Source organism: Pseudomonas sp. Sample_16, assembly GCF_004307665.1.
Lineage (GTDB): Bacteria > Pseudomonadota > Gammaproteobacteria > Pseudomonadales > Pseudomonadaceae > Aquipseudomonas.
In genome coordinates this window covers 36,596-46,204 of the sequence record NZ_RCOB01000048.1, presented here as the reverse complement: position 1 = coordinate 46,204, position 9,609 = coordinate 36,596, and the positions used below count along the sequence as shown (strand labels likewise).

Below are 9,609 nucleotides of genomic sequence, written 5' to 3'. Positions count from 1 at the left end.
TTCGTGTGGGGCGATGACAACATCAAGTTCCTGAAAAAGCGCTACGAAGCCCTGCAAGCGAGCCCGCTGTTCGCCGGCATGCAGTACTCCGAAGACCCGGCTGTGATCAAGAAGTGGGTCCCGCTGATGATGGAAGGGCGTGACCCGAACCAGAAAGTCGCGGCCACCTGGAGCCCGATCGGCACCGACGTGAACTTCGGCGAAATCACCCGTCAGTTCGTTGCGCACCTGCAAACCACGCCAAAATTCGACTTGAAGCTGTCCAGCGAAGTGCAGGACATCACCAAGAACGACGACGGCACCTGGCGTGTCAGCTACAAAAACCTGAAAGACGGCACTAAAACCGAAACCGACGCCAAGTTCGTGTTCATCGGTGCCGGCGGCGGTGCCCTGCATCTGCTGCAAAAGTCCGGCATTCCTGAAGCCAAGGAATACGCAGGTTTCCCGGTGGGCGGCTCGTTCCTCGTGACCGAAAACCCGACCCTCGCCGAGCAACACCTGGCCAAGGCCTACGGTAAAGCTTCCGTTGGCGCACCGCCGATGTCGGTTCCGCACCTGGACACCCGTGTGCTGGACGGCAAGCGCGTGATCCTGTTTGGCCCATTCGCGACCTTCAGCACCAAGTTCCTCAAAGAAGGTTCCTACCTGGACCTGCTGACCACCACCACCACGCACAACGTGTGGCCGATGACCAAGGTCGGCATCAAGGAATACCCGCTGGTCGAGTACCTTGCAGGTCAACTGATGCTGTCGGACGAAGACCGCCTCAACGCCCTGAAAGAATACTTCCCGAATGCCAAGGCCGAAGATTGGCGCCTGTGGCAAGCGGGCCAGCGCGTGCAGATCATCAAGCGTGACGAAGCCGCCGGTGGTGTGCTGAAACTGGGCACCGAAATCGTCGCTTCGCAAGACGGCACCATCGCCGGCCTGCTGGGCGCTTCCCCAGGTGCTTCGACCGCCGCACCGATCATGCTGAGCGTGCTGCAGAAGGTCTTCAAGGACAAGGTCGCCACCCCGGCCTGGCAGGAAAAACTGCACCAGATCGTGCCGAGCTATGGCACACAACTGAACGCCAGCCCTGAAAAGGTTGCGCAGGAGTGGGCCTACACCGCCAAGGTGCTGGAACTGACCCCGCCGCCGGCGATTGGCCAGGCTGCTCCGGTTACTGTTCCGGCAGAAGCACCGAAAGCACCGAAGGAAAATGCTGCGGCTGATATGGCTTTGTGATCCAGTTGTTCTGCCGTTGAGGTGGGATGCCTGATTTAGCTGATCCGCAGTAAAGAAAACCCGCTGAACCGGTAACGGTCAGCGGGTTTTTTGTGAGCTGTCGGTTGTAGGAGCGAGCCTGCTCGCGATGCACCTGAGAGCGCCCGTGTTTCTTCAGGAAGCACGCGTTATCGTTGACGCCCGTCGCGAGCAGGCTCGCTCCTGCAGGGATTTGTATCTGATCCGTATTATTTTATGTTTTCTGCATCTGTAATGAGTGCAGTTTGCGCCTCACTATAGTGACCCGTTCCGCGACTCGGACGCGGTGCACCGCAACTTCAATATGCAGGAGGCCTTTATGGGCAAAATGGCGATTTTCCTCGGTGGTTTTTTGGTTGTGACGATTCTGATTGGCGTGCTCGCGACCATTTCGCCGGTGTGAATGACGGTTCAGTTCTTTTGCGCAATCTGGATCAGATTGCCGCACGTATCATCGAACACCGCGGTCGTCACCGGCCCCATCGCTGTTGGTGGCTGAGTGAAGTGCACGCCAGCAGCGAGCAGCCGTTGGTACTCGGCGTGAACGTCGTCGACGCCGAATGAGGTGTAGGGAATCCCGTCCTGTTTGATCGCCGACTTGAACGGTTTCGCTGCCGGGTGGGCATCGGGCTCCAATAGCAATTCGACGCCGTCGGGATCGCCGGTCGAGGTGAGCGTCAGCCAGCGGAACTGGCCCATCGGGATGTCATGCTTGAGTTCAAAACCGAGTACGTCCCGGTAGAAGGCCAGTGCCTTGTCCTGGTCGTCGACCATCACGCTGGTGACTACGATTTTCATGTTTTTTCCTTGTGAGCGAGTGTGGCTATTGCGCCATGGTCGACTGCTTGATATCCCCACAAAAAATATCAACGTTGCCATCGGTCGCAGCTGTGCGCACGAGTATGTGATGCTCACTGGTCAGCAGTTCAGGCAATGCCACCGGTACGCTTCTGGAAAAGGTCCAGCCGCGTATGGGTTGGCGCTCGGTGTTGACTCGGTCGTTCATTGCGTAGGCGATCGGGCCGGGCTGCTGGCAGCTGCCTTTGTTGATAAAACTGTAGAGGCGCAAGGGCAGGGTGGATCCCATTGGAGCGCCGCTGATGAAGAAGCTCAGTCCGGTCTGTTTGCCCCAATCGGACAACGTGACATTGCCGATCTGACCGGCATTCTGTCGGGTCGCATCAAGGTTCACGAAGACGCCATGGTTTGAGGATGAGGTGCAGCCGTAGACACCGAGGGTGATCGTCAGCGCCGCCAGTGAATGTCTGAGTTTCATTGCTGCACTCCTTTGTTGAACATGAGCGGATGTCGCCGATTGATCACTCTGCGGCTCATAGCGGCGCTGCGCTATCGGCCGTGCGCGGCGTCGGCGAGTTGCCCGGTGTCGACCCGGACGAAAACCGAGTCGCCCACCGCTGTCAGTACGTCCCCGGCGAAGACCTCGCAGATGACTCGGGTTTTGCGTCCGACTTCGCCTTCAACGGTCGCCCGCAACGTCAGCGGCACGCCCATGGGTGTCGGCTTGATGAATTTGATGCCCAGGTTGCCGGTGACGCAATTGATCCGCGGCAGGCTCGCGACTTCGCGGTTTTCCTGACGGTAATGAAAGGCCATCGCCGTCCAGTTCGAGTGGCAGTCCACCAGCATCGCGATCAAGCCGCCGTAGACCAGGTCCGGCCAGCCGCAGTATTTGGTTTCGGGTACATGCTCGGCTACGACATGTTTGCCGTCCTCATGCCAGTAACTCTTGATGTGCAGTCCGTGTGGGTTGCTGCCACCGCAGCCGTAACAAACGCCGTCGGGTGCAGCGGTGTCTTGCAGGGAAGTCTCTGGGTTGGACATGTCTTGATTATCCGAAAAATGTGAATCCAGTGTTCAAGGGTGAATGTACCCGCTCCTACGGCGGCGTTAAATGCGTGCCAACGCCTGTGCGAGATCCGCGCGCAAGTCTTCGACGTCCTCGACCCCCACCGACAGCCGCACCAGCGCATCACCGATGCCCAGTTGCGCGCGGGTTTCCACGGGGATGGTGGCGTGGGTCATGATCGCCGGGTGTTCGATCAGGCTTTCAACGCCGCCCAGGCTTTCAGCAAGGGCGAAGATCTGCACGTTTTCGAGGAAGCGTCTTGAGCCGGCCAGGTCAGTATTGAGGTCGACGGAAATCATCCCGCCGAAGCCGCGCATTTGCTGGCGCGCCAGTTCGTGCTGCGGGTGTGAGGGCAGGCCTGGGTAGTACACGCGCGCCACTTGCGGTTGTTGCTCCAGCCATTGCGCCAGTTCCAGCGCGTTGCTGCAGTGGCGCTCCATGCGCAGCGCCAGGGTCTTGACCCCGCGCAAGGTGAGAAAGGCATCGAACGGCCCGGCGATGGCGCCCACGGCGTTTTGCAGGAAACCCAGGCGCTCCGCCAGTTCGGCGTTCTGGCCGACCACAGCGATGCCGCCGATCACATCCGAGTGACCGTTCAAATACTTGGTGGTCGAGTGCAGCACGATATCGAAACCCAGCTCCAGTGGGCGTTGGATCCACGGACTGGCAAAGGTGTTGTCGGCCACGCAGATGATGTCGCGAGCGCGGCAGATGCGGGCGATGGCGGCCAGGTCCGAGAGCCGCAGCAGCGGATTGCTCGGCGTCTCGACCATGACCATGCGCGTGTCTTCCTGTAACGCCGCCTCGAACGCCGACAGGTCGGTCAGGTCGACAAAACTGAATCGATGCCCGGCGCTGCGTTGGCGCACTTTGTCGAACAGGCGGAAAGTCCCGCCGTACAAGTCGTTGCCAGAAACAATGTGCGAGCCCGCATCGAGCAGTTCCAGCACCGTGGAAATGGTCGCCAGCCCGGAAGCGAAGGCGAACGCCCGGGAGCCACCCTCCAGATCAGCCACGCAGCGTTCCAGTGCCCAGCGTGTCGGGTTGTGCGAGCGCCCGTAGTCGAGGCCCTTGTGTACGCCCGGACTTTGCTGCAGGTAAGTGGAGTTGGCATAGATCGGCGGCATCAACGCCCCGGTGGACGGGTCCGGCTCTTGCCCGGCGTGAATCACTCGGGTGGCAAAACCATGGGCGGCGCCCGTTTTATCGTGCTGACTCATGCAAGGGATCTCCGTAGATGATTGAGCAAGTCGACCCGGGTGATCAGGCCGTGGAAGCCTGAGGTGTCGGCGATGATCGCCACCAGTCCGCGGTCGAGTTCTTCCTGCAGTTCAGCGAGGCTGGCGGCGGGTGGCAGGGTTTGCAGTTTGTCGGTCATGGCGTCGGCGACAGTCAGGCGGAAGTGCGAAGCGTCCTGATGCACCCGCAGCAAAATGTCGGATTCATCGATCACCCCAACCAGACGCTGACCATCGATCAGCACCGGCAGTTGCGAGACGTCCGCCAGGCGCATGCGCTGGAACGCGGTGAGCAATGTGTCGTCGGGGCCGACGCTGATCACCCGGCCGTCCTCGAAGCGCCGCGCAATCAGGTCGCGCAGGTCGCCGTAGCGTTTGCTTTGCAGCAAGCCCTGGTCGCTCATCCATTGGTCGTTGTAGACCTTCGACAGATAGCGAGTGCCGGTGTCGCAGACAAAGCTGACCACGCGTTTCGGTACGGTCTGTTCGCGGCAATAGCGCAACGCCGCTGCTAACAGGGTGCCGGTCGAAGAGCCACCGAGGATGCCTTCGGCGCGCAATAACTGGCGAGCGTGATCGAAGCTTTCTTCATCGCTGATCGAGTAGGCGTGGCCCACGCTGGAGAGGTCGGCAATCGACGGGATAAAGTCCTCGCCGATGCCTTCCACTGCCCAGGAGCCCGGGGTGCCGATGGCGCCGCTGCGGCTGTATTCGGCCATCACTGAGCCGACCGGGTCCGCCAGCACCATCTCCAGCTCCGGCTGTACGCGCTTGAAGAAACGGGTCAGGCCGGTCAGTGTGCCGGCCGAACCGACACCGACGACAATGGCATCGACATCGTGCTGGGTCTGCGCCCAGATCTCCGGCGCGGTGCTGCACTCGTGGGCCAGCGGGTTGGCCGGATTGTTGAATTGATCGGCAAAAAAGGCGTCGGGAATCTCACTCGCCAAACGTCCGGCAACGTCCTGGTAATACTCGGGATGACCCTTGCCGACATCGGATCGGGTGATGTGAACCTCGGCGCCCATGGCCTTGAGGTGCAGGACTTTCTCGGTGGACATCTTGTCCGGCACCACCAGCACCACCCGGTAACCTTTGGCGCGGCCGACCAGCGCCAGGCCCAGGCCAGTATTGCCAGCGGTGGCTTCGACGATCGTGCCACCGGGTCGCAGGCGACCGTCGCGCTCGGCGGCGTCGATCATGGCCAGACCGATGCGGTCCTTGATGGAGCCGCCGGGGTTTTGTGATTCGAGCTTGAGAAACAGGGTGCAGGGGCCGGTATCGAAACGGCTGACACGCACCAGTGGCGTGTTGCCGATCAGTTCAAGTACCGCGGGGCGGGAGTTATCAGGCATGTGGTCACCTCACTGCGCATATGCGCACAGGATGAACAAAAGGGGCGGCCGGTCATGGCGCCGGTTGTCGATATTGTTGTGTCTGGACCATAGGCCGGGATCGGCTCATTCGCAACCGCTCCCGGTCAGTCGGTCGCGTTGCCGGGCGATACAATAGCGATGATTTCAGAGCGGATTTGGCAGAGCCTGCCAAGGCTGCCAGTGACCCCGACGTTGGGGAAATACCCTGAATCCGGTGACCTGTTTGGGGGCTGCATTTGACTGGCTGTACGAGGGAGATAGATGCAGGAGAAAGTGGAAAAACAAAGATTCAGAGCGTGACAATAATCATCACCAGATTAACTTCCTGCATCAGTTGCGTAATGCTCACAAGCCCCGTGGCTTGCATCGCCGCCATGAGCATTGCCGGTTGTGGTGTCAGTGAGAGTGTGGCCAGCAGTTGAATATCCGGCGCAACTTTCTCGATAAGGCCAATGGCCGCGAACGTTGCGCCGGTCACCCAGACGGCCACCGCGGCTGCGGCTACAGTGGCGATGATGATCACGGCAGCGACCAAGGCAGTGATGAGCACTGCCATCATTGCTTGTCCTGCCATGACCACCTCCGCCGATTGATGAGTGCCTGAATCTGCCACAGCAAGGGGCGGGCCAAATCCCCGCCCTGGTTGCTGCGCTAACTGTCACTGGGTTATCGGTGCCGAGACAGTCACAGTCACCGTCGCCGGTGCCGACAGGGCGTTCCTGGTATCGCTGGCCTGATAAGTAAAGCTTGCCGTGAACGGCGCGGCGATTGTGGCCGGTGGCGTGTAGACCACACGTGCGCCATCAGTGCTGACCGTGCCCTTGCCGACACCCGGTTGCGTCAGGCCTGTCACTTTGAGCGGTACGTTACCGTCAGGGTCGTTGTCGTTGGCCAGGACATTTATCGTCAGCGGTCTGCCGTCGCTGCTGACAGCGCTGTCGGGATAGGCGAGCGGTTTTTTGTTTTCGACTTCACCTGTGCGAAAGGTCGGCAGCGCCGCAGAGTTCACGTAGGTAACGCCGTCCCAGCCGGGCAGGGGTGTTGGCATCAACTGGAATTGGCCAGGCTTCTCGACGTCCCAGCGCAGCAGCATCGAAGTGTCCTCGTGCTGGGTGTTGTGGCAGTGCTCCATGTAGGTTCCGGCGAACTCGCGGAAGCGGACAGCTATTTCCACGTCCACTGAACTGTCGATGCCTTCGCCGATGCGATAGACGTCTTTGCGCGCGCCTTTTTCCCATTCAGGCGGGGCCTTGCCGTCGCGGTTGAGAACGATGCCTTCTTCGAAGTGCACGTGCACCGGGTGGGTCCAGCCGTTGCCGCCGTTCTTGATTTTCCACACTTCCAGCGTGCCGTCGCCGCTGTAGCCAGCGTCGGTTGGGCCGTTGGCCAGTTGCGGGGCGGCGTTGATGCGCCGTGAGTCATGCTGGTAGCCAAAACCACCGTCGGTCTTGATCGTCCAGGGTTCCTGGTCGGTGCCGTCGGAGCGGCCGAAGATGAACTCGCGATGCCGGGCCGCCTTGAGTTTGGTTTGGACGGTCGGATCGTCGCGGTTAAGGGTCAGTGGGATCATGACCTTGCCAGCGGCTTTGCCGGGTTTGGCCGGTTCATAATCAGCCGGGTTCATACTCACGTCCGTGCCGCTGTAAGGCTGAACCACCAGTTGCAGAAACTTGCCCACCACCGGATCGCCGTTGTCCCATTCCAGCCCTTTGCTGCCCAGCTTCAGCACCGCCTTGTACTTGCCGGACAGCACGTCGGCCAGACTGAGCGGATCCATCTCCGGCCCTTTGCCGGTCTGATGCGCCATCAAGTTGACGAAGTACAGTTTGTCGCCGGTCTTGATGCCGTTTTTCGCGAAGTTGACGATGATGTCGTAACGCTCAGCAATGCCTTGGGCGGGGAGGATGGCGTTGTGGTCCTGCAGGTCTCCGTCGGCATCCAGGTCCATGCTGCCGTCGAACGGCACGGCGTGTTCCATGATGTTACCGTCGTTGCCGATCAGGTGGAACGGCACCCGGGCGAAGGACACGCCGGAACCTGCCGGCCCCGGGAACTCACCGCCGGTTCCGGCGATTTCGCGGACCAGCGCGATGCGGAAATAGCGCGATACCGAGCCGTTGAGAATGCGGAAGCGGTAGCTGCGCGCGCGGACTTTCAGGCGCGGCTGATACTGCCAGTTGACCAGGATCTGATCGCCAAGAAAGCCGTCGGTGTTGAACGGGTTGAACCACAGCTGACCGTTCTTATCCCAGGCCTTGTCGGCCACCATCAGGTTGACGTCATAGTCGCGGTTGCCCCAGGGCAATGCCGAACCGCTGGGCAAGCGCAGGTTGACGCCGTCTACGATCGCCTCATTGCCACGATCCAGGGCGCTGTAATAATTCATCATCACCGCGTTACCCTTGTAGACGTTCTGCGCGGTGAAATCGAGCATGTGGTCGTGGAACCAGTGGGTGCTCATGGTTTCGCGCCAATCGCCACGGATCTTGATGGTGCCGTTGTTGCAGGTCTTGAGGCCCGGGCTGGCATCGTTGACGAACAGGGTTTCGCCCGGTGCGCAGGGGAACGCCGCGCGTGGGTCTTCGGCCTTGGTGTTGATGGTGTCGTAGCCGGCCAGTTGCAGTGGCCAGCGATAGTCGTAGTACTGCCCGGGAAAGAAAAACGCGTTGGTATAGCCGTCGCTTTCGGCCGGGGAGTGGCCGTTGTGTTCGTGGGTGCTGAGGGTGTGCAGGCCAAAACCCATGTTGGCCGCCGGATCAATGGGCAGGGCGTTGTAGTGACGCATCAGCACCGGTTGGCCATGCCGCGCCATCAGCAGTTTTACCGGGAAGGTGCCGTCGAAGGTCCACAGCGCTTTGTGGTTCTGGATCGGCATGTTGGGGTGAAAGCGGGTGTCGATGCCTTTGGTGGTGCCGACAATGTTGGGGTTGTCCGAGGTCTGGTAATAGAGCCCACCAGGTCCGAACTCACCGACGGCATAGTTGTGCATCTGCCTGCGGTCGCGCATGCCGCCGTTGATTCTGGCGCCCGCTTGCACGGTTTTGAAAGCGACCTGCGGGTAGAACTCGTTCCAACGCTGATGGGACCAGCCTTTTCCCGGCGGACGACCTTCAGCCGGCGAACCGACCGGATGGCGGTTGAGGAAAGCTTCAACCTGCGACTTCCACGGATTGCGATCCAGCACGTTGGAGTATTGCGACGGAAACGGATAGAGCCCGGGCTGGCGCATGAACGCTTCCAGTGCTGACCACGACGGGCCGCTGCGAGCGATGCTGTTCGGGTCCTGTTGTGGCGCTGGACCAGCGAGAGGCACGGGGAAGGTCAGCGGTGGCGCGGGCAGGGTCGGGTCGAGTTTTTCCGTGCCGAACTCCTCCAACAGCAGCAATTGCTGGGTGAAGGGTTGCGCCCCGAACAATGGGCTGGGTTTGCCGTTGGTGGGGATTTTGAACGAGGTTTGCAGGCTCGGCGGCAGCACGTTTTCAGTGCGCGGGGTGTTGCGGTCCCCGTACGCGCCGTTCGGCAGGGCCAGCGCGCCCTGGTTGGTCTCGGGCATGGTTTTCAAGGCTTCCAGCGCTGCCGCAGGGTCGGCAGGCGGATTGGAATACGCGGAGGGGTCCGTCGGTGGCGGCTGACTGAAGTCGTCGAGCGGCACGGCATGGGCAGTGTTGAGGGTCAGAAGCACTGCACAGGACAGGCTTGACCTGCGCAGCAAGTGGATGGAATTGAATGGTGGTGTCAGGCTTTTCATTGTTCACCCCTCGCGTAATGCCCCGCCGTCTCCACGTTCGGGACGACAGCTGATGCGGGTACACAGGGTGGAGCAACAAATGAGCCATTACCGCAGGGCGAAAAGAAAGTTCAATTTTGTTGACTGTTGTGATGA

Annotated in this window: 8 protein-coding genes; 1 reads left to right on the top strand and 7 read right to left on the bottom strand. The window is 60.6% G+C overall.

Annotation, left to right across the window (positions count from 1 at the left end):
• A partial coding sequence (locus D8U69_RS06845; protein ID WP_130906975.1) for a malate:quinone oxidoreductase occupies positions 1–1,227 on the top strand: 1,227 nt, incomplete at its 5' end.
• A gap of 429 nt (positions 1,228–1,656) precedes the next feature.
• Here the strand turns inward: D8U69_RS06845 and D8U69_RS06840 are convergent.
• The 7 genes from D8U69_RS06840 to D8U69_RS06810 form a co-directional block, all read right to left on the bottom strand.
• Entirely contained in the window at positions 1,657–2,043 is a 387-nt protein-coding gene (locus D8U69_RS06840) for a VOC family protein (RefSeq protein WP_056853374.1), read from the bottom strand.
• Positions 2,044–2,068: 25 nt separating this feature from the next.
• The gene (locus D8U69_RS06835; RefSeq protein WP_130906974.1) at positions 2,069–2,521 is read right to left on the bottom strand and encodes a hypothetical protein; all 453 of its coding nucleotides are present in this window, start codon (positions 2,519–2,521) and stop codon (positions 2,069–2,071) included.
• A 71-nt stretch (positions 2,522–2,592) separates the two neighbouring features.
• The gene (locus D8U69_RS06830) at positions 2,593–3,087 is read right to left on the bottom strand and encodes a hypothetical protein (protein WP_056853377.1); all 495 of its coding nucleotides are present in this window, start codon (positions 3,085–3,087) and stop codon (positions 2,593–2,595) included.
• A 66-nt stretch (positions 3,088–3,153) separates the two neighbouring features.
• Entirely contained in the window at positions 3,154–4,332 is a 1,179-nt protein-coding gene (locus tag D8U69_RS06825; RefSeq protein WP_130904693.1) for a PLP-dependent aspartate aminotransferase family protein, read from the bottom strand.
• Positions 4,329–5,705, bottom strand: coding sequence for a pyridoxal-phosphate dependent enzyme (locus D8U69_RS06820; RefSeq protein ID WP_130906973.1), 1,377 nt, complete (start codon positions 5,703–5,705; stop codon positions 4,329–4,331). Before D8U69_RS06820 ends, D8U69_RS06825 begins: the two co-directional genes overlap by 4 nt.
• A gap of 310 nt (positions 5,706–6,015) precedes the next feature.
• Complete coding sequence (locus tag D8U69_RS06815) at positions 6,016–6,300, bottom strand: hypothetical protein (protein ID WP_130906972.1); 285 nt, start codon at positions 6,298–6,300, stop codon at positions 6,016–6,018.
• A gap of 84 nt (positions 6,301–6,384) precedes the next feature.
• Entirely contained in the window at positions 6,385–9,474 is a 3,090-nt protein-coding gene (locus D8U69_RS06810) for a multicopper oxidase domain-containing protein (RefSeq protein WP_241668644.1), read from the bottom strand.
• Positions 9,475–9,609 lie beyond the last annotated feature (135 nt).

Excerpts from the sequence above, each read along its gene's own strand:
- D8U69_RS06835 (WP_130906974.1), bottom strand. The coding sequence starts at position 2,521 with ATGAAACTCAGACATTCACTGGCGGCGCTGACGATCACCCTCGGTGTC.
- D8U69_RS06815 (WP_130906972.1), bottom strand. The coding sequence starts at position 6,300 with ATGGCAGGACAAGCAATGATGGCAGTGCTCATCACTGCCTTGGTCGCT.
- D8U69_RS06830 (WP_056853377.1), bottom strand. The coding sequence starts at position 3,087 with ATGTCCAACCCAGAGACTTCCCTGCAAGACACCGCTGCACCCGACGGC.
- D8U69_RS06810 (WP_241668644.1), bottom strand. The coding sequence starts at position 9,474 with ATGAAAAGCCTGACACCACCATTCAATTCCATCCACTTGCTGCGCAGG.
- D8U69_RS06825 (WP_130904693.1), bottom strand. The coding sequence starts at position 4,332 with ATGAGTCAGCACGATAAAACGGGCGCCGCCCATGGTTTTGCCACCCGA.
- D8U69_RS06820 (WP_130906973.1), bottom strand. The coding sequence starts at position 5,705 with ATGCCTGATAACTCCCGCCCCGCGGTACTTGAACTGATCGGCAACACG.
- D8U69_RS06840 (WP_056853374.1), bottom strand. The coding sequence starts at position 2,043 with ATGAAAATCGTAGTCACCAGCGTGATGGTCGACGACCAGGACAAGGCA.